The 19,723-nt window shown below is 58.0% G+C and carries 19 protein-coding genes; 17 read left to right on the plus strand and 2 right to left on the minus strand.

Going from position 1 to position 19,723, the window contains the following annotated elements; translation table 11 throughout:
• Position 1: 1 nt before the first annotated feature.
• Positions 2 to 3,367 (plus strand): efflux RND transporter permease subunit, encoded by a 3,366-nt coding sequence (locus QP868_RS05630; RefSeq protein WP_284925633.1) that lies wholly within the window; start codon positions 2 to 4, stop codon positions 3,365 to 3,367.
• Positions 3,357 to 4,136 carry a CPBP family intramembrane glutamic endopeptidase gene (locus tag QP868_RS05635; RefSeq protein WP_284925634.1) on the plus strand — a complete coding sequence of 260 codons (780 nt, stop codon included), beginning with the start codon at positions 3,357 to 3,359 and terminating at the stop codon, positions 4,134 to 4,136. Before QP868_RS05630 ends, QP868_RS05635 begins: the two co-directional genes overlap by 11 nt.
• Positions 4,137 to 4,179: 43 nt before the next feature.
• Here QP868_RS05635 and QP868_RS05640 read toward each other — a convergent pair whose 3' ends face one another.
• Both QP868_RS05640 and QP868_RS05645 read right to left on the minus strand, forming a co-directional pair.
• A complete protein-coding gene (locus QP868_RS05640) occupies positions 4,180 to 4,824 on the minus strand; it encodes a VOC family protein (RefSeq protein ID WP_284925635.1) in 645 nt (214 codons plus the stop codon).
• A 101-nt stretch (positions 4,825 to 4,925) separates the two neighbouring features.
• Positions 4,926 to 5,414 carry an inorganic diphosphatase gene (locus QP868_RS05645; RefSeq protein ID WP_005883990.1) on the minus strand — a complete coding sequence of 163 codons (489 nt, stop codon included), beginning with the start codon at positions 5,412 to 5,414 and terminating at the stop codon, positions 4,926 to 4,928.
• Between the two features lie 143 nt (positions 5,415 to 5,557).
• Between QP868_RS05645 and dacB the strand changes: the two genes are divergently transcribed.
• Genes dacB through QP868_RS05720 form a run of 15 tightly spaced genes read left to right on the plus strand, consistent with a single transcriptional unit; the run spans position 5,558 to position 19,696 of the window.
• On the plus strand, positions 5,558 to 6,982 hold the full coding sequence (dacB, locus tag QP868_RS05650; RefSeq protein WP_284925636.1) for a D-alanyl-D-alanine carboxypeptidase/D-alanyl-D-alanine endopeptidase: 1,425 nt from the start codon (positions 5,558 to 5,560) through the stop codon (positions 6,980 to 6,982).
• On the plus strand, positions 6,979 to 7,977 hold the full coding sequence (locus QP868_RS05655; RefSeq protein ID WP_284925637.1) for a zinc-dependent metalloprotease: 999 nt from the start codon (positions 6,979 to 6,981) through the stop codon (positions 7,975 to 7,977). Before dacB ends, QP868_RS05655 begins: the two co-directional genes overlap by 4 nt.
• Complete coding sequence (gene tilS, locus QP868_RS05660) at positions 7,970 to 8,950, plus strand: tRNA lysidine(34) synthetase TilS (protein ID WP_284925638.1); 981 nt, start codon at positions 7,970 to 7,972, stop codon at positions 8,948 to 8,950. Before QP868_RS05655 ends, tilS begins: the two co-directional genes overlap by 8 nt.
• Before the next feature lie 36 nt (positions 8,951 to 8,986).
• Positions 8,987 to 9,538 carry a hypoxanthine phosphoribosyltransferase gene (gene hpt / locus QP868_RS05665; RefSeq protein ID WP_005883997.1) on the plus strand — a complete coding sequence of 184 codons (552 nt, stop codon included), beginning with the start codon at positions 8,987 to 8,989 and terminating at the stop codon, positions 9,536 to 9,538.
• A 43-nt stretch (positions 9,539 to 9,581) separates the two neighbouring features.
• Positions 9,582 to 11,750 carry an ATP-dependent zinc metalloprotease FtsH gene (ftsH, locus tag QP868_RS05670; RefSeq protein ID WP_284925639.1) on the plus strand — a complete coding sequence of 723 codons (2,169 nt, stop codon included), beginning with the start codon at positions 9,582 to 9,584 and terminating at the stop codon, positions 11,748 to 11,750.
• On the plus strand, positions 11,750 to 12,316 hold the full coding sequence (gene folE, locus QP868_RS05675; protein WP_284925640.1) for a GTP cyclohydrolase I FolE: 567 nt from the start codon (positions 11,750 to 11,752) through the stop codon (positions 12,314 to 12,316). Before ftsH ends, folE begins: the two co-directional genes overlap by 1 nt.
• Positions 12,317 to 12,321: 5 nt before the next feature.
• Positions 12,322 to 13,113 (plus strand): dihydropteroate synthase, encoded by a 792-nt coding sequence (gene folP, locus QP868_RS05680; protein ID WP_284925641.1) that lies wholly within the window; start codon positions 12,322 to 12,324, stop codon positions 13,111 to 13,113.
• A complete protein-coding gene (folK, locus tag QP868_RS05685; protein ID WP_284925642.1) occupies positions 13,106 to 14,035 on the plus strand; it encodes a 2-amino-4-hydroxy-6-hydroxymethyldihydropteridine diphosphokinase in 930 nt (309 codons plus the stop codon). The genes folP and folK overlap by 8 nt, the downstream gene beginning before the upstream one ends.
• Positions 14,032 to 14,493, plus strand: a complete 462-nt coding sequence (locus QP868_RS05690; protein ID WP_284925643.1) for a DUF3180 domain-containing protein — start codon at positions 14,032 to 14,034, stop codon at positions 14,491 to 14,493. The genes folK and QP868_RS05690 overlap by 4 nt, the downstream gene beginning before the upstream one ends.
• Complete coding sequence (locus tag QP868_RS05695) at positions 14,490 to 14,954, plus strand: PH domain-containing protein (protein ID WP_284925644.1); 465 nt, start codon at positions 14,490 to 14,492, stop codon at positions 14,952 to 14,954. The genes QP868_RS05690 and QP868_RS05695 overlap by 4 nt, the downstream gene beginning before the upstream one ends.
• 8 nt (positions 14,955 to 14,962) lie before the next feature.
• Positions 14,963 to 16,687 (plus strand): PH domain-containing protein, encoded by a 1,725-nt coding sequence (locus QP868_RS05700; RefSeq protein WP_284925645.1) that lies wholly within the window; start codon positions 14,963 to 14,965, stop codon positions 16,685 to 16,687.
• 8 nt (positions 16,688 to 16,695) lie between these two features.
• Positions 16,696 to 17,589, plus strand: coding sequence for a Rossmann-like and DUF2520 domain-containing protein (locus QP868_RS05705; protein WP_284925646.1), 894 nt, complete (start codon positions 16,696 to 16,698; stop codon positions 17,587 to 17,589).
• Between the two features lie 33 nt (positions 17,590 to 17,622).
• A complete protein-coding gene (gene lysS, locus QP868_RS05710) occupies positions 17,623 to 19,125 on the plus strand; it encodes a lysine--tRNA ligase (protein ID WP_284925647.1) in 1,503 nt (500 codons plus the stop codon).
• Between the two features lie 45 nt (positions 19,126 to 19,170).
• Positions 19,171 to 19,404 carry a hypothetical protein gene (locus QP868_RS05715; protein WP_284925648.1) on the plus strand — a complete coding sequence of 78 codons (234 nt, stop codon included), beginning with the start codon at positions 19,171 to 19,173 and terminating at the stop codon, positions 19,402 to 19,404.
• The gene (locus QP868_RS05720; protein WP_284925649.1) at positions 19,373 to 19,696 is read left to right on the plus strand and encodes a histone-like nucleoid-structuring protein Lsr2; all 324 of its coding nucleotides are present in this window, start codon (positions 19,373 to 19,375) and stop codon (positions 19,694 to 19,696) included. Before QP868_RS05715 ends, QP868_RS05720 begins: the two co-directional genes overlap by 32 nt.
• The last annotated feature ends 27 nt before the right edge of the window (positions 19,697 to 19,723 follow it).

Here is a 19,723-nt window from a genome sequence, read left to right on the forward strand (position 1 = left end):
TGTGAAACATCTTGTGAGACTGAGCCTGCGAAACCGCTCACTCATCGCACTTGTGACCGTCGTCGCCATCATCTTTGGGACCATAGCCACGTTCAGTCTCAAGAAGGAGCTGTTTCCTTCTTTTGACGTTCCTCAGGCCATTGTGATTAGCCAGTACCCAGGGGCCGCCCCCGAGGCGGTCGAACGGGAAGTGACTGACCCCCTTGAGTCCGCGCTGGCTGGCGTGCAGTCGGTGGACGAGGTGTCTTCGTCCTCCTCAACGGGAAACAGCCAGATCACTGTCACAACGAAGTACGGCACCTCTTCGGACGACGTTGTTCGCGAACTTCAACGCGCCGTGTCACAAGTTGAAAGCCAGCTCCCTGACGGTGTGACCCCAACGGTGATCGCAGGGTCCGTTGACGACTTCCCAGTCCTCGTGATGTCCGTATCCGGTGACGACATCGAAAAGCTGTCAAAGGACCTCGAAGACATCGCGGTCCCTGAAATGAAGAAGATCGACGGCGTTCGCGACGCGTCTGTTTCAGGCCAAACACAAAAACAAATTGAGATCCGGGTCAAGAAAAAGCGCATGGAAGACAAGGGTGTGCAACTTGACGAACTTGCCCAGATCCTCAAGACCAACGGTGTCCCGGTTTCCGCAGGTGAACTTAAAGCATCGAACGGTGCCGCCCCCGTCGAAGTGGGAAAGCGTCTGACCACTGTTGAGGACATCAAAAACCTCTATGTCACAGGAGAAAAGAACGGCAAACCAAAGCCGGTCAAGGTGGGCGATGTCGCTGACATTGAACTTAAAGACGAACCCATCACATCGATTTCACGGTCGAACGGCAAAGATGCCCTGACTATCCAAGTCCTTAAGAAACCTGATTCCAACACGGTGGATGTGGCGGAAGGCGTCAAAGACGTATTGCCTGAACTGGAAAAGAAAATCGGCAACAATGCCGAGTTCACCACGGTCTTCGACCAGTCTCCTTACATCAACCAGTCAATCGAAGATCTGGTGCGTGAAGGTGGCTTGGGTCTGATCTTCGCCGTCTTGGTCATCCTGGTGTTCTTGCTGTCATTCCGCGCAACCGCAATTACAGCGATCTCCATTCCGCTGTCCTTGCTGATCACCATGATCGCGATCTGGCGTACCGGTTACTCGCTGAACATGCTCACCTTGGCGGCGTTGACCATGTCTATTGGGCGCGTTGTGGACGACTCGATCGTGGTCATCGAATCGATCCGCCGTCGCCAAACCTTGGGCGGCACCAAGTTCGCGAACATCTTCGCCGCCGTATCCGAAGTCGCCGGGGCGATCACCTCGTCCACTCTGACCACGGTTGCGGTGTTCATTCCGCTCGCGTTCATCACGGGACAGACGGGTGAGTTGTTCCGCCCATTTGCGCTCACCACTTCGATCGCGCTTTTGTCCTCGCTGCTGGTGTCGCTCACTATCGTTCCGGTATTGGCGTACTGGTTCCTGCGTGCACGTGAATCGCGTGTCAAGCTCACCAGATCGGACAAGCAAGAAATTCGTACCCTGCGCAAGGAAAACCTCAAGCAGTGGAAGAAGGAACGCAAAGAGAGCCGCAAGCGTGCGCGCGCCGGAGGAACCGGGCCACGCAGGGCCACCTCGGAAATGCCTGTGGTTGGCAAAACCGCAGCCTCTGTGCTGGGTGAGGATGAAGGTTCCGCGGCCGAGGTCGACGAACTTGCCAGCCTCAAGTCACCTGAGACTCGCTTGCAAAAGACCTACACCCCCGTAGTGCGGTGGGCTACGCGTCATCCTGTTGTCACGATTGTGGTCAGTGTGGTCTTGCTCGTGGGAACCTTGGCCATGACTCCGTTGCTGAAGACTGAATTCTTGGGTGACACCGGCGAAGAAACTGTTCAGGCTCAACAGACCTTCGAACCTGGGGTTGGTCTAGAAGAAGCCGGAAAACAAGCTGAAAAGGTCGAAGAAGTGCTTTCGAAGACCCCCGGTGTGGAGTCCTACCAGTTCTCCATCGGCGACGCAGGTCTCTCATTCGGAAGTGACGGAGGTGGACTTTCCGGCGACTACTTCATCAACCTCGAAACGGGGGCAAGCACCTCGGAGGTGTCTGCCGACATCCAAAAACGCTTTGACGAACTTGATGGTGTAGGCGAACTTGAAGTGATGTCAGCAACTTCAAGCCCCGGTGGTGACTCCATCGACCTGACACTCACCTCTAACGACACCAAGGCCTTGGAAGATGGTGTCAAGAAGCTAACAGAAGAGCTGAAGGACGTCGACGGCGTGCAAACCGTTACCAATGACCTGCAGGCCGTGCAACCGATTGTTCAAGTTTCGGTTGACGCAAAGAAAGTCAAAGAAAAGGGCCTGACTGAAGCTCAAGTCAGTGAGTATGTGCAACGCGCGATCGAAGGTCAGGACATTGGTGACCTCATCGTTGACTCATCGACACGTAGCGTGAAATTGTTCGATGGATCTGCCGATACCGTCAAGAAGCTGGAAGACCTCAAGATCCCGTACACGGAACAGACTGTTCAGGCTTCTCCAATTCCGGGAATGCCCGGCACGCCAACGACGGAAGAGAAAACTGTTCGCCTGTCCAAGATCGCGAAGGTTGAAGAAATCAAAACCGCGCCCGTTATTCGGCACTCGGGAGGTCTCCGCTCCGCACAGATCAGCGTGACACCTTCAGGGGACAACCTGGGCCAAGTGGTACAAGCGGTGAACAACAAGGTTGACGAAACCGAACTGCCAAGCGGCGTGTCTCAGGACACGTCTGGTGTGGGTGCCGAACAGGCCGATGCGTTCAAGCAGATGGGTCTGGCCATGCTTGCCGCGATCCTGATCGTGTTCGTGATCCTGGTTGCCACGTTTAAGAGTCTGATCCAGCCGCTCATTCTCCTGGTGTCGATCCCATTCGCTGCCACCGGGTCGATTGGGCTTCTGCTGCTGACAGACACCCCACTAGGACTGGCCTCGTTGATTGGTCTTCTCATGCTGATCGGTGTTGTAGTCACTAACGCGATCGTGCTGATTGACCTCATCAACCATTTCCGTGCTCACGGTGTGGACCTGCGTACCGCGGTGATCAACGGCGCTCGTTTGAGGTTCCGACCCATCATCATGACCGCAGCTGCCACGATCTTCGCGCTGATTCCGATGGCACTTGGCCTCACTGGTGGAGGCGGTGTGTTCATCTCCAAGCCACTGGCCATTGTGGTGATCGGTGGACTTGTGAGCTCAACCCTGCTGACCCTGATCCTGGTGCCCGTTCTGTACCAGCTGATCGAAGGCTTCAAGGAACGTCGCCGCGAAAAGAAAATCATCAAGGAAATGGCACGGTCAAGCGTGATCGACAAGGCCGAAGCACGCAGTGAAAGCTGACCGTTCCCGCTGGGGAGCTGAACTCGCACTGATCGCGGCTGTCTCACTGGGGCAGTCCGCGATCTACGCGATTGTGCGCCTCGTTGACATTTCCACCCGTGGACCCATCTCTGACGCACAGGCCAAACTCAACACCTCGGAGTCCATCCGTCCGCTCTTTGACCTGCTGTACCAGCTGTTAGGGATTGGGTTTGCGGTGGTCCCGGTGGCCCTTGCTATGTGGCTCATGGCCCGTGACAAGGACACCGCCCCATCCACCCCGTCACTGCGCACACGCATGGGGTGGCCCGGCAACCTGCGTGGCTGGCTGGTTCACATCTTGTGGGGTGCGGGCCTATTCGCGGTGATCGGTGTAGGCACTTTGGGGGTCTACTTCCTGGGGCGCACGCTGGGGATCACAGCACAGATCATGCCCAATAACCTAAACGCCTACTGGTGGACCGTTCCCGTGCTCATCCTGCACGCCATCAAGAACGGGGTCTTAGAGGAAGTCTTGCTTCTGGGCTACGCCACCGACCGGTTACACAAAATGCGCATCAGCCCATGGGTGGCAATCATTAGCCTGGCGCTATTTCGTGGCTCTTACCACTTGTACCAGGGGATCGGGCCGTTTGTGGGCAACGTGCTCATGGGCCTGCTCTTTGGCTACCTATACTTCTTTGGCCCGCGTTCTATCCGCGGTTCAGTCATGCCGTTTGTGTGGGCGCACACGTTCATTGACGTGGTGGGGTTCACCGCACCTGGAATCCTTCACGCTGTAGACGCATAAGACGTGTCGCTGTAAACAGCGCTGGCCTAAAACAGTGCCAGGCTTAAATCACAACCTCGCCCTGAGGCGTGGTGAATGTGGCCGAAATAAGGCCAGGCGCCGCATTGGGTGCCGTCCAGTCGATCCCAATTTCTGGAATCGGCTTAGGGTCGTCAGTTCCCAGCCATTCGCGCACCCTGTCGCGGTTACCTGCTATCTGCAAGGACTTGATCGCAACGTCACTACTTGGTGACTTCCAGTGCCCCGGCTGATCCGCAACGGGTGACAGCCAGTGAATGAAGTACGGCAACTGAGGGTCTGCCATGAGCCCCTTGACGCCGATCTGCTTCCATTCGAGTTCCGGGCCATCCACGGCCTGTCGGTTACCGTCAACAGCCTTGCGCCCCAGGCGCTCCTCTACGCTAGTCAGATTGTCGGTGCGCACGCACCAACCCATCCAGCCGCCACCCAGCTCGGACCGTGCACGCACCGCCTGGCCATAGGGGGTTGCAAAAGCTGCCGGGTGTTCAAGCGCCTCGACGACCTCAACATAGTGGCCACCCGTAAGAGGGAAAATCAGGTTGCGGGTTCCGAAGCGTGGATGCACTCCACCATCGTAAAAAGACAAGCCGAGTTTCTCAGCCAGGCGTTCTGCTGTTGCCTGGTATCCATCTGGCTGTGCCGCAAACGAAAGATGATCCAAGTGCATGTGTGTACTGTGACACACGGCACTTGGATCATCTTGTTAGGTCAACCTAACTATGAGATGGCTCGTTGGCACTTCAGATCGCTGAAGCACAAACGATCAGCTCAGTGTCCTTCGGACTTGAAGCGCTCGATCGACTCGTTCACGATGCGCTCGGCTTCTTCACGGCCAGCCCATTCGGAACCCTTGACGTACTTGCCTGGCTCCAGGTCCTTGTAGTGAACAAAGAAGTGCTCAATCGCATCGAGCTGGAACTTCGAAATGTCTTTCACATCAGTGATGTCGTCGAAGCGTGGGTCATCGGCGAGAACAGCCAGAACCTTGTCGTCACCACCAGCTTCGTCAACCATCTTGAAAACACCAATAGGGCGAGCGTCAAGCTGGCAACCAGGGAACACTGATTCGTGGAGCAGAACCAGAACGTCCAGTGGGTCACCGTCTTCACCCAAGGTGTCTTCGAAGTACCCGTAGTCGGTGGGGTAAGCCATCGAGGTGAACAGGTAGCGGTCCAGTTTGACGCGCCCGGTTTCGTGGTCCACTTCGTACTTGTTGCGCGAACCGGCAGGAATTTCGATTGTGGCCAAAAGCTCCATGAATGCTCCATTTCTGGCTAGTGCTGGCTAGTAGGCACGCACGGAAAACGCGCCTGAGAGATACCTCCCTTAGCATAGAGAATAATAAGCGGAGTGCACTGGTGAAAGCACCACCCCTCACCCACAATCTCAATTGGAAGAGTATGACCAGTCGAAAAGCCCGTCGTCGTCAAGAACGCAACCGAAAAAACGGTCTAATGATCACCAGTGCGGGAGTGATCGTAGCGCTCGCAGGTTATGTAGCTCTTGACGTAGCGGACATCGCTCCTGGTTTCCTCACCACCAAGCCACCCATCGAAGTGCAAGCACTTCCGCAGCCCGCGCCTGAATCGCACAGCTCTGTCGACATGCCCGCGCTGGCAGATGACGCGCCTGTGCCACACGATCTGAAACATCGGCTCGACCCAGTCTTCGACTCCGCAAAAGACCCGTCCGCGTTCTCTGCCGAAGTCCGGGACGCCAAAACAGGCGACACACTCTATGACAAGGACGCCAACCGAGCCCGGACACCCGCCTCGGTCACCAAAGTTCTCACCGCCACCGCAGCCCTGGACGCGCTGGGACCTTCCAGCCGGTTCACAACAGAAGCCCTCCTTGACGGCGACACCCTGTTTCTCAAAGGTGGGGGAGACGTGTTACTTGGCGCCGGCGAGTCCGACCCCAACTCAATCATTGGGCACGCAGGGCTAGGAACACTGGCAGAAACCACCTCGGCGTTCTTAAAGGACCGAGGTCGCACCTCCGTGACGCTGCGCGCGGACGTCTCCCGGTATGAAGGCGCCGACTTTCGCAAGAAATGGGACCGGGCAGACATTGGCAACGGCTATATCGCGCCCGTCAAACCACTCATGGTGGACGCCGGGTTGGTGAAGCGCGCACGCTTTTCTTCGCGTGAACAAGACCCCGTGAACCGTGCCGTCAAAGACTTTGAGAAGGCGCTCAAAGACCGCGGGATCGACGTAAAGGTGGAAAAGCCCCAAGCGACGCCGGAGTCTGCTGAGAAAGCAGCTCAAGTGGAATCTGCCCCGGTCAGCAGCGTGATCCGATACATGCTCTTGCACTCCGACAACGTGGTTGCGGAAAACTTGGGTGTCGAAGTGGCCATCAAACGTGGCGACAAACCAGGGCTTGAGGCGTCCCCGCAAGCTGTGCTCAATCAGCTTAAGGACATGAAACTCGACACCGCGTCGATCACTCTGGGCGACACGTCAGGGCTTAACTACGACAACCGGATTTCGCCCAACGAACTCACCCAGATCATCACCAGTGTCGCCCAACGTGAAGAACTAGCAGAGCTTCTCCCCAACATGCCGGTGGGAGGGCTTTCGGGCACGCTCGTCAAACGCTATGACGACCCAGAAACTGAGTCAGCTGCCGGAGTCGTCAGCGCCAAAACCGGAACCTTGGCAACCGTGACCAGCCTGTCCGGTGTAGTCACCACCAAGGACGGTCGCCTCCTCACCTTCACCATCATGGCCGACGGTCTAGAACGCGGCGGGGCAGGCGAAGCGCGTCAAATCGTAGACAAAGCAGTTACTGCGTTAGCAGAATGTGGGTGCTCAGGGTGACCGAACAACCTTTTCACGTGCCCACGGTTGTGCGCACCGGACGTGAACTCGTAGCCCCTGGACCCATTCCTGACGCGGACACTGCCCGCACCCTGGTGCAGGATCTGCGCGAAGCTGCGGACACCTCGGTCGATTTGGTCCTCCGCACCGTCAACCTGCCACGGGAATGGGAAGACAACGTCCGCAACACTGTCACCGGCGACACCGTCTTAGTGGTCGACCGGATGGGGTGGCTCACCGCTAACGCCCAGACATTCGCAGAGCTAGGCGCCAGTTTCATGACCCCGCCCAAACCGTCCATCTTCCGCATCAACCCAGTGGTTCGCGTGGGTTCCGCGCAACTGGGCACCGTGCTTGCCGTCCTGGCCGGGCGGGTCCTAGGCCAGTTCGACCCGCTGGGCTCCCACCGCAGGCTCATGCTGGTCGCACCCAATGTGTTAGAAACTGAGCGGCGGCTTGAAGTGAATCCCCGCGACTTCCGCCTGTGGGTGACCCTCCACGAAACAACCCACCGCGTGCAGTTCGCCATGGCCCCGTGGCTGCGGGACTACATGATTGAGCGAGTGAGCATCCTGGTACAAAAGTCCACGCAAGACGAAAACTGGATTGAAGCGCTCAAAGGCGGGTCTCTGCTCGACGCCATCACCACCCCCGACAAACGTCAAGCAGTCAACGAAATCACCGCGGTCATGAGCGTGCTCGAAGGCCACGCGGACGTCGTCATGGACTCGTGCGGGCCATCCGTGATCCCCACTGTTGCCAGAATCCGCCGCGCATTCGACCGCAGGCGAGCCACCAGCGTCAACGGGCTGAACCGACTCTTGGGATTCCAAAACAAAATGGATCAGTACACCACCGGCGCCGCGTTTATCCGCGGAGTCGTCAAGCACCGTGGCCATGCCGGATTGCACCCACTGTGGCAAGCGCCTGAAAACCTGCCAACTAAGGCGGAACTGGGCAACCCCGAACTCTGGCTGGAGCGCATCCGTGCCTAGACGACCCAGGCTGGATCCCGCCTCGGCGAAAATCCGCAAAGCTGTCGAAGACGCGCTGGAACCCGGTCACACATACCTCATTGCGGTATCCGGGGGAGCGGACTCCATGAGCCTGGCCGCCGCATGCGCGTTCCTCACCCGCAAGGACTATGAGTTTGTAGCGGTCACCGTTGACCACGGGTTACAGGAAGGAAGCGCCGAGGTCGCAGCCCGCACCCAGCGGGCGCTGACCGACCTGGGACTCACCACAACCGTTGAAACAGCGGAGGTGACGGCGACCTCGGACGGCCTTGAAGCCGACGCGCGCACGGCCCGGTACGCGGCCCTCGACCGGGTAGCCAAGGAGAGGGGAGCTGCGGGCGTTCTGCTGGCCCACACACAAAACGACCAGGCCGAAACCGTGCTGTTGGGGCTCCTACGGGGCTCCGGCGCGCGATCCCTTGCCGGCATGAGGCCCCGCGCCGGCCGGTATATCCGCCCACTGTTGGGCATCACCCGGGCCGAAACCGAATCCGCCACCACCGCGCAAAACATTCCCGTGTGGAACGACCCCATGAACTCAGACCCCAGCTTCACACGGGTCAAAGTGCGCACCCAGCTGATGCCCGCGCTCGCCGAGGTCGCAGGCCCCGGCGTGTACGCCAACCTGGCACGTACCGCCCGCCTTCTGGCCATGGACTCCGACCAACTGGAATCCCAAACCGACGCCCAGGCGCACATCCGCGGTGACACACTTCTGCACACCGCCGCTGAGTTGCCTGTCGCGTTGCGCACGCGCGTGATCCGGGACTGGCTGTGGCAATTCTCGCCCACCAACGAAGCGGGCTTCCATCACGTCACCGCAATTGATGACCTGCTGACAGGAGTGCGGACAGGTGCGGTGTCGTGTCCTCCCGCCGCCGAGGTGGTCCGCACCCGCGCCGGTGACGTCCAGTTCCGCAGGCGTGACGGGCAAGCACCCATTTACAGGTAAGCTAAAACGAGCAGCGAAAACAAGAAAGGACGCAACGTGGATCAGCGCGACCTGGGCGATGACATTGAAGAGATCTTGGTAACCGAAACACAGATCAAACACCGACTCACTGAACTCGCAGCCGACATCGACCGGGACTACGAAGGTAAAGACCTTCTGGTAGTGGGAGTCCTCAAGGGCGCTGTCATGGTGATGGCTGATCTGGCCCGTGCCCTGCACTCGCACGTTCGCATGGACTGGATGGCTGTATCTTCCTACGGCTCCGGCACCAAGTCTTCTGGTGTTGTCCGGATTCTTAAAGACCTCGACACGGACCTCAAAGACCAGCACGTCCTGATTGTGGAGGACATTATTGACTCTGGTCTGACGCTTTCGTGGCTTCTGTCTAACCTTAAGTCCCGCGGTGCGGCTTCGGTGGAGATTTGCACCATGTTGCGCAAACCCGAAGCCCTTAAGGTCGACATTGATGTGCGTTATGTAGGCTTTGACGTTCCTAACAAGTTTGTTGTGGGATACGGGCTAGACTACGCCGAGAAGTACCGCAACGTACCGTTTGTCGCGACTCTAGCGCCACACGTTTACAGTTAGTAGTCCTGCAAGAACGACCCGCAAGCACGTACAGAGAGAATTAATGGCCAACAACAACAACGATCTGAAACGTCGGGAACCTAAAGGGCCCGACAATAAGGATTCCAGCAAGTCCGGCGTGAAGAAGTTGACGCGTGGACCCGTCCTGTGGATCGTGCTCGCAATTGTCATCGTTTCTATTGGGATGATGTGGCTGTCCGGGGGTGGCTACCAGCGCATCGACACCAAACAGGGACTTGAACTGCTCAACGGCAAGACCGTGGAACAGATCAAGGTTGTTGACGGTGACCAGCGTGTAGACATGGTGTTGACCGAAGATTACAAGGTCGACGACCGGAACTACGGCAAGCGCGTGCAATTCTTCTACGTGGAGCCACGTGGAGATCAGGTCATCAAGGCGATCAACGACGCTGACATTAAAAAGGGCTACACCGACGAAGTTCCTAAGCGGTCGTTCCTCACCTCTCTGCTTCTCAACGTCATCCCGTTCGTCATCATCTTGGCCATTTTCTGGTTCCTGCTCTCGCAGATGTCCGGGGGCGCCAAGGGGATCATGAACTTTGGTAAATCCAAAGCAAAAATGGTCAACAAAGAACACCCTGACGTCACGTTTAAGGACGTTGCGGGTGTAGACGAAGCGCTGGAAGAGCTCCAGGAAATTAAGGAGTTCCTGGCTGAACCAAAGAAGTTCACGGACTTGGGAGCCAAGATCCCTAAGGGTGTCATGCTCTACGGCCCTCCCGGAACCGGTAAAACCCTATTGGCCCGTGCTGTTGCTGGAGAAGCGGGCGTGCCGTTCTTCTCTATTTCTGGTTCCGACTTTGTTGAAATGTACGTGGGTGTGGGTGCTTCACGTGTCCGCGACCTGTTCGAACAGGCTAAGAACAACTCACCGGCCATCATCTTTATTGACGAAATCGACGCAGTTGGTCGTCAGCGTGGAGCCGGAATGGGTGGCGGTAACGACGAACGCGAACAGACGCTCAACCAGTTGCTCGTTGAGATGGACGGTTTTGACGCCACCACCAACGTGATCCTCATTGCGGCAACCAACCGCCCCGATGTTCTGGACCCCGCTCTTTTGCGTCCTGGACGTTTCGACCGCCAGGTCAACGTGGAAGTCCCCGACATGAAGGGACGCCAACACATTCTGGGAGTCCACGCGCGCAACAAACCGCTTGCGCCTGAAGTGGACCTTGGGCAAATCGCTAAACGCACCCCAGGTTTCTCTGGTGCAGACTTGGCGAACGTCCTCAATGAAGCTGCTTTGCTTACTGCACGTTCGGGTCGCACGCAGATCGACAACCGAATCCTGGACGAAGCGATTGACCGCGTGATCGCAGGGCCACAGAAGCGTACCCGCCTCATGAACGATAAAGAACGTTTGGTCACCGCGTACCACGAAGGTGGGCACGCGCTTGTTGCCGCTGCCATGAACCACACCGACCCGGTGACAAAGGTGACCATCCTCCCACGTGGTCGCGCGCTGGGATACACCATGGTTCTTCCAAGCGAAGACAAGTACTCCACCACGCGCAATGAACTCTTAGACCAGCTTGCTTATGCGATGGGTGGGCGCGTTGCTGAAGAAATCGTGTTCCACGACCCCACAACGGGTGCCAGCAACGACATTGAAAAAGCCACCAGCACGGCCAAGAAGATGGTCACGCAGTACGGCATGACGCAAAGCGTTGGAATGGTCAAGATTGGTGACGTTTCCTCTGAGCCGTTTGCCGGACGTGGGCAAGGTGCAGAAGCTCACGCATCTGACGAAACCTACCGTCAGATCGACCTGGAGATTCGCGCACTCGTTGACGCGGCGCACGCCGACGCCTACCGCGCGCTGAATGAAAACCGCGACATCCTGGACCGCTTAGCCCACGAACTCCTCGAAAAAGAAACCTTGGATCAGGCGGAGCTTGCCCAGATCTTTGCCGAGGTTAAGAAGGCTCCGAAGCGTGATGTGTGGCTGGCTGACCCGTCGCGTCCTGTTTCCAACATTCCGCCTATCGCGGTTCCGGAACGTGTGCGTCCTGAAAGCCCCGAGGTGTGGGAAGCGCCACTTGACGCGCCCCAAACGCAACCAGGGGAGTCGGGACAGCCGCCCATCGACACGCACCCAAACCCCGGTAACCAGCCACCTCAGGCAGGCCCTGGGGTGCCGGAACCTGGAACACCGGGTGACCAGCAACCACCGTGGACTGAACGCTAATGGTGGATCAGCCGCGCATTGAGGCAGCGGTCCGCGAAATCCTGTACGCGATTGGTGAAGACCCCAACCGCGACGGACTACAGGAAACACCCGGGCGAGTAGCCCGTGCGTATGCGGAACTGTTCGCCGGAATGGGGCAAGACCCGGCAGAAGTGTTGTCGACCACGTTCGAAATCGGGCACGACGAAATGGTGTTGGTGCGCAACATCGAAATGTTCTCCACGTGTGAACATCACTTGTTGCCGTTCCACGGGGTTGCGCACGTGGGTTACATCCCCAACACCTCGGGACGTGTGACCGGGCTTTCGAAGCTGGCTCGCTTAGTCGAGCTGTACGCGCGCAGGCCACAGGTCCAGGAACGGCTCACCGGCCAGATCGCCGACGCGCTCATGGAACACCTGGAGCCCCGGGGCGCAATCGTGGTGATCGAAGCCGAACACCTGTGCATGTCCATGCGCGGTGTGGACAAGGCCGGCGCGTCAACAATTACGTCAGCTGTACGCGGTAGCTTGCGCAAACCAACATCGCGTGCCGAAGCTATGAGTTTGATCCGAGGCACAACATGAAAATCATGGGGATTTTGAACGTCACCCCAGATTCCTTTTCTGACGGCGGGCGCTACTTCGACACCACGAGTGCGCTCGACCACGCACACCAAATGGTCGAAGACGGCGCCCACATCATTGACGTGGGAGGCGAATCGACGCGCCCCGGTTCAGCCCGGGTGGGTGAAGAAGAGGAGCAACGCCGCGTGCTCCCCGTGGTGACAGAGCTTGCCAAACAGGGGATCGCGGTGAGCGTGGACACCATGAACGCGTCCACCATGCGCGCTTGCTTAGAGGCGGGGGCGCAGTACATCAATGACGTGTCAGCAGGGCAAATGGACCCCGACATGCTACGACTGGCGGCTGAAACGCACAGCGAAATCATCCTCATGCACTGGCGTGGCCTGCTGTCTGACGCGGGCGCCGTATTCCACTACGACAACGTAGTAGAAGAAGTGCGCGAAGAACTGAGCCAGCGAGTCGACGCCGCCGTGGACGCGGGCGTGAACCCCGGTCGCATCATCGTGGACCCAGGGCTGGGATTTTCGAAGAACGCGCAACACAACTGGACACTCATGTCCCACCTGGACCGGCTGGCCAGTTTGGGTCCCCGGCTGCTGGTGGCAGGTTCGCGCAAAAGGTTCCTGTCCTCGCATCTGGAGGAAACCGGCGCCGAGGTGGACGAACGCAATTTGGATATTGCCACCTCGGCGTTGACCGCCCTTGCCTGCCACGCGCGCGCCTGGGGCGTGCGCGTCCACGATGTGCGCACCTCGGCAGTGGTCGCCAGCGTCACCGAACGGGCCCTCCATGGGTGACGACCGGATCACTCTGACCGGGTTGAAAGCGCGTGGTTTTCACGGGGTTTTTGACTTTGAAAAACGCGAGGGTCAAGATTTTGTGGTCGACGTGGTGTTGCATGCCGACCACGCGCAGGCTGGGGCGTCAGACCGGTTAGAAGACACCATCAACTATGCGGATGTCGCGCAGATTGTGGCGGACCGCGTCACGGGTGAGCCCTTTGACTTGATTGAAGCTCTGGCGTGGGCAATTGCGGGCGATTTGTTGCGTGTGGCGGGTTCGGTGGAAGTCACAGTCCACAAGCCACAGGCGCCCATTGATCAGGACTTCCAAGATGTTTCGGTGACCGTGCGCAGGTCTGGTGCCCAGGGCCAGTCGGAGCGTTTGGTGCAGGACTTGGTGCGCGGCGGGCAGGCTGTAATCGGTGTGGGTGCCAACATGGGCAACCCCGCTGAAACGGTCCAAAGCGCCATGGACGCGCTTGACCTGCACCCGCACATCACGGTCTTGCAAAGGTCCTCGCTGTATAGGTCCGCGCCCGTCGGAGGAGTCGAACAAGACGACTTCATCAACGCGGTGATGACGGTTGAAACTACGCTGTCCGCGTATGAACTGTTGGGCGTGTGCCAAGGTGTTGAGTTGGCGCACGGCCGCACACGTGACGTGCGGTGGGGGCCACGCACGTTGGATCTGGACCTCATCCGGTTCACTTCGCATGAGGGGCTGGGCCGGGGTGCGGACATAGGCGATGCGACCGCCGAACTGACACTCACCGATCCGGTGCTTACACTGCCTCACCCGGAAGCGGGCAACCGAGCGTTTGTGCTCGTACCCTGGCATGAAATTGATCCCAGCGCGACAATAGACGTAGACGGCACAACGCTGACGCTTCGTGAACGACTGGAAGAACTTGGCGACCAGGGGGTTGAACGAGCATGAGCCAGACCAAACCCAAGACGCTTGCGACTGCAGGTTTACTTGGGCTGGCACTTGCCTACGTGTTCAACTTCATGTGGGAATCCTACGGGCAAGTGTTGCCAGGAATCCCGTGGCTGGCAATCGTGGGAATGTTGATCCTTTCGGTTGTTCTTCTGGTTGTTGGCCTTCCCATTAAAAAGTGGAACGAAGGCGACCGTACCCGCGTCCTCGACCCGCTGAAAGCCGCTCGCGTGGCAATCATGGCTAAAGCCGCCGCGCTTGCCGGCGCGAGCCTCACCGGGTGGTACGCAGGAAGCGCGGTGTATTTGCTCACAACCGGCGGTGGCGCACGCAGTTCTACCGGGGCTGGAATGCTTTTGGCAGTAGCCTCCGCAGCGGTTTTGATGATTGTGGGCCTTATCGTAGAGTCATACTGCCAATTGCCTCCCGATGACCCAGAAGGAACCGAACCGGCATGAATGATCAAATCGTTCAAGTAGACAGCAAACTGTTCTACGTGTGGCTGGTGAACGGTTTGTGGTTCGTTGTTGTTGCTGTTGTCGCGTGCGTGGTGGCAGCAGTTTTTCTTCCTTGGTGGGTTCCAGTCGCAGTTGGTGCTGCCGCTGTCATAGGAATTGTCTGGTGGGTTATCGTTGCTTACCGTCAGGTGAAGAACTTGGGGTACGCAATCCGGGAAAATGACCTGCTCATCCAGCGAGGGATCATGTTCCGGAGCACCACGGTCGTGCCCTTTGGGCGCATGCAGTTCGTCGACGTTTCCTCCGGGCCTGTGAGCCGTTTCTTTGGGTTGGCAACAGTGGAACTGCACACCGCCTCGGCGTCCTCAGACGCAACCATTCCAGGGTTGCCCGCTCAAGACGCAGACCACCTGCGCGAACTTCTGGCGCAGCGCGGTGAAACTCACCTGGCCGGATTGTGAGGCCGCCGGTGTCACAGGAAAACCCAGACGCACAGAACGCCCCGGCCACAGAGAGAGACGCGCAGCCAGACCAGCTTGACTGGCGCCGAGTCCACCCCGCCACCCCGTTCCTCGACGTGGGATTGGGGCTGATCGCGCTCGTCGTGGCATTCGTGTCCTTCTCGTTCAACCAAGTTCAAGACCTTATTCAGCTTGTGGTCTTTGCGGTCGAACACGGAACGCTCGACTTTATTCTCAAGAACCTCGCCTGGTTGCTGGTAGGTGTGGCAGTTTTTGCTGGAGTTATTGCCCTCAACTGGTGGTCGTGGCGGGTGCGTGCATACGCGATTGACCACAACGCGGTGTACTCGCGCTGGGGGATCCTTAACAAACAGTTGCGTAAAGCGCGCTTAGACCGTGTGCAGTCGATCGATATCCGGCAGCGGTTCATGGCACGGATCTTCGGAATGGCGGAACTCACTTTCGACGTCGCCGGTGGAGAAGGCTCGGAAGTCACTATCAAGTTCCTCACCAAGAAGCAGGCCGAAGACCTGCGCGAAGACATGCTCGCGCAAGTCCGTGCCGTGAAGAATGAGAAACGTGCGCCTGCGGAACCAACGGCCGAGGTCGCCCCGACTGGCCTCGCCCCCGAAGATATCCCCGCGCACAGTCCGCACACTGAGGCCCCGGAAACGACCTCGGCGGACCATGCAAAAGCCCATCGCCACGGTGCGCCTGCCGGAAGTCGCATCACGACAAGTCTGAGCACCGGGATTAGCACAGTTGCAGAAGACTTTACGGAAACCGTGGATTCCGTGCTCATGCCGTACCGCATTAAATCCAATGTGAGTGCCGACGGCCGGTTGCTCATGGTTCCGGCGCACCGCGTGATTCTTTCGCGGCTAGTTTCCGGGACGACGCTTGCGTTGGTTCTCAGCGCGCTGGTGATCCTCGTGGCCATGGCCGTGATTGCGTTACTGCCCAACGCATCGTTCAGCTTCGGTGGGCTGGCCGGTTTTGTTGGTATCATCGCAGGTCTTGCCTCAGTGGTGAAAAAGGGTTTTGCTGAATCCAACTTTGCTGTGTCGATCACTGGTGACGGCCTGGCGATCACCTCCGGGCTGCTGGATACGCGCCGGAGCATGATCCCTTTGGACCGTATCCAGGCTGTCGAACTGACCCAGAGTATCTTGTGGCGACCATTTGGGTGGTGGCGTGCCACGTTCAACCTGGCCGGAACGTCTGAGGGCGACAAAGGCTCTGTTCTTCTTCCCGTGGGGACGCTCGATGAGGTGATGGTGCTTTTGGGGTTGGTGCTTCCCGACCCTGGAGTTCCTGAGGACATCCACGGTGGTGACCTGATCCGTGAAGCGGCGCTGAAGAAGTCCAAGGGTGAGCCGGTGGGGCCGGCCGCGCGCATGTTCACACACCAGCCTGCGTCGTCTAAGTGGCTGGACCCGATTTCATGGAAATCCAACGTGTTTGCTTTCACCGACACCATGCTTGTGGTGCGTAGGGGAGTGCTAGAGCGAACGGTTCAGCTGGTTCCGCACGCCCGTGTGCAGTCACTGGCGTTAGAGGAAGGGCCCCTCCAATCTGCCCTGGGGCTCAAGTCGATCAGCATCCATTCCACCAGCGGGCCCGTTCACCCTCACATTTACCACTTCGATGGCGCTGATGGGCATGCACTGCTGAACGACTACGCAGAACGTACCGTGCGCGCGCGTCGTGTACTTGACGGAGTCGAAGCCTAGGAGGACATATGGACCAGACTCGCTTGGGCGTTGGCATCGTGGGGACCGGGCGCGTGGGTGCCGTGATGGGGCGCGCACTGCGCGAAGCCGGGCACGCGATCGTGGGGTGTACCGCCAGTTCTGAAGCCAGCCGTGACCGTGCTTCTGCCATGTTGCCTGACGTCCCCATTCTGGACGTAGAAACGGTGGTTGAGCGCAGCGAACTGGTGTTGTTCACGGTTCCAGATGACATCCTCCCGGAATTGGTGGCGGGGCTGGCTAAGTTGGGGAAGTTCAACTCGGGTCAGATTGTGGCCCACTGCGCGGGCCGGTATGGGACCGAGGTGTTAGAACCTTCCGGAGCCATCCCCCTTGCGTTGCACCCGTCTTTGTCGTTTACCGGAACGAGCATCGACTTACCACGTCTGCGCCAGGCAACGATCGCGGTAACGGCCCCCAAACCTGTTTTGCCGATTGGTCAGGCTCTGGTGGTGGAAATTGGGGCCGAGCCAGTGATCGTCGCCCCTGCGGACAGGCCGTTGTACCACGCAGCTATTTCACACGCGGCCAATCACACGGTAGTGATCCTCAGCCAGGCGCTGGAACTGTTGGCCAGCGTGGGCCTAGAGAACCCGGCTCAGGTTCTGCACTCGCTTGTCGACGCGAGCGTGAACAACACTCTGCAGTCTGGTCCCAGTGCGCTCACCGGCCCGGTGTCTCGTGGAGACATCGGTACAGTCGAAGCACACCTGGGAGCCTTGGCCGAATTCAGCCTTGCACAGGAAGGCGTGGCGACCCGTGACACCTATGTGGCCTTGGCGCGCGCAACCGTTGCTCGTGCTCTCACAAACGGCACGATCACTGACACGCAAGCCACCGCCCTGTTGGACGTGCTGCAGGCGTCGAGCACAGATCCCAAATAGGAGCTGAACATATAAACGCGGTAGCCTAAGACCATGCCTACCGATCACGAAGAACACCTCGACCCTGAACAGTTGCGCATCCGCAAAGAAAAGCGTCAGCGCATGCTCGACGCAGGCGGTGAAGCGTACCCCGTTTCCGTTCCGCGCACTCACACTCTGCAGGAAATCCGCGAGGCGTATCCGCACCTGGAAGCCGGAGAAGAAACTGACGACCGCGCTGGCGTCGTTGGTCGCGTTGTGTTCTTCCGCAACACCGGAAAGCTCTGCTTTGTGACCCTGCAGTCTGGTGACGGCACCCGCTTGCAGGGAATGCTGTCCCTCGCCGAGGTGGGACAAGAAGCGCTGGACGCGTGGAAAGCTGATGTCGACTTAGGTGACATTGTTTTCTTGGAAGGGCGCGTGATTTGCTCTAAGCGCGGCGAGCTTTCGATCTTTGCTTCCCGTTGGGAAATGGCGGCCAAAGCGATCCGTCCGTTGCCACCGCAGCACACTGAGCTGGGCGACGAAGGCCGTATGCGTCAGCGGTATTTGGACCTGATCATGCGCGAGGACGCACGCAAGACGGTCCACATTCGTTCCGACGTGATGAAGTCGCTACGCAAAACATTCGACGAACGCGGGTTCCTTGAAATTGAAACCCCTATGTTGCAGACAATTCCATCTGGTGCTGCCGCACGCCCATTCTCTACGCACATGAATGCGTACGACATGGAACTGTATTTGCGTATTGCTCCTGAACTTTTCCTCAAGCGCGCTGTTGTTGGCGGGTTGGAAAAGGTCTTTGAAATTAACCGCAACTTCCGAAATGAAGGTGCGGACTCTACACACTCTCCGGAATTCGCAATGCTTGAAGCATATGAAGCATATGGTGATTATTCGACAATCGGAGAATTGACGAAAAAGCTTATTCAAAATGCTGCGGTAGAAGCCACTGGCTCGCTGCAAGTGACTCTGGCTGACGGGACCGAATACGACTTCGGTGGCGAATGGGCCACGGTGAGCATGTACGAAACCCTGTCTGAAGAGTGCGGGGAAACCGTTACACCTGAAACCACAGTTGACGAACTTCTGGCGATTGCCAAAAAGTGCAACATCGACGTGGAAGGTGTTTTCCGAGGGCACGGGAAGCTCGTGGAAGAAATGTGGGAGCACTTCTACCAAGATAAGCTGTGGGAGCCCACCTTTGTCACAGACTTCCCGGTTGACACCTCGCCCTTGGTCCGTGAACACCGCTCAAAGCCTGGGGTTGTTGAGAAATGGGACCTCTACGTGCGTGGGTTCGAGCTGGCTACCGGATACTCAGAGTTGGTAGACCCCGTTATCCAGCGGGAACGCTTTGAAGTGCAGACGCGTAACGCCGCAAAGGGTGACGACGAAGCGATGCCTTTGGACGAAGACTTCCTCACCGCGATGGAGTTTGGAATGCCCCCATCAGGTGGAATGGGAATGGGAATCGACCGGCTTCTCATGGCTCTTACTGGATTGGGAATTCGTGAAACAATTCTTTTCCCGCTTGTGAAGCCAATTGAAAATTAATGATTACTGAAAGTAATGACATTAGCCCGAACGCTAGGATAGATAGTGGAATACGTTAAAGTATTGCTTCCTTCGATCGTTGTCGGATTGATTTTTTGGTATGTGCTTCGTGCCATTATTCGATCAGACAGCATCGAACGTAAACAAATGGACAAGTATTACGCTCAGCTAGCTGAATCCGAAGGGGCTTCGACGGCGCGGCCGGGATCCCACAACGATCAGGTTGACCAAGCGGAAGGTGGCTCACATGGCACGCACGATGAAGGTCGTTCTCACTGACGACATCGACGGAACTCCCGCAGACGAAACCATCGAATTTTCGATTGACGGAAATCACTACGAGATTGAACTGAACAGCGACAACGCGGCTAAGTTCCGCGGTGCTTTTGAACCGTATGTTTCTAAGGCCCGTCGCGTCGCTGGTTCACGCACTCCTAAGAAGAAGGCATCGTCCAGCCGCGTCGATGCGACCAAGGTCAGGGACTGGGCACGCGACAACGGGTTCGAAGTTTCAGCGCGCGGTCGTCTATCGAGTGAAGTGATCGAAGCATACGAGAAGTCACTGGCCTAACAACCTCATAAGCCGTCTAGGATCCAC

Origin of the sequence: Brevibacterium sp. UMB1308A (genome assembly GCF_030230605.1) — a bacterium.
Lineage (GTDB): Bacteria > Actinomycetota > Actinomycetes > Actinomycetales > Brevibacteriaceae > Brevibacterium.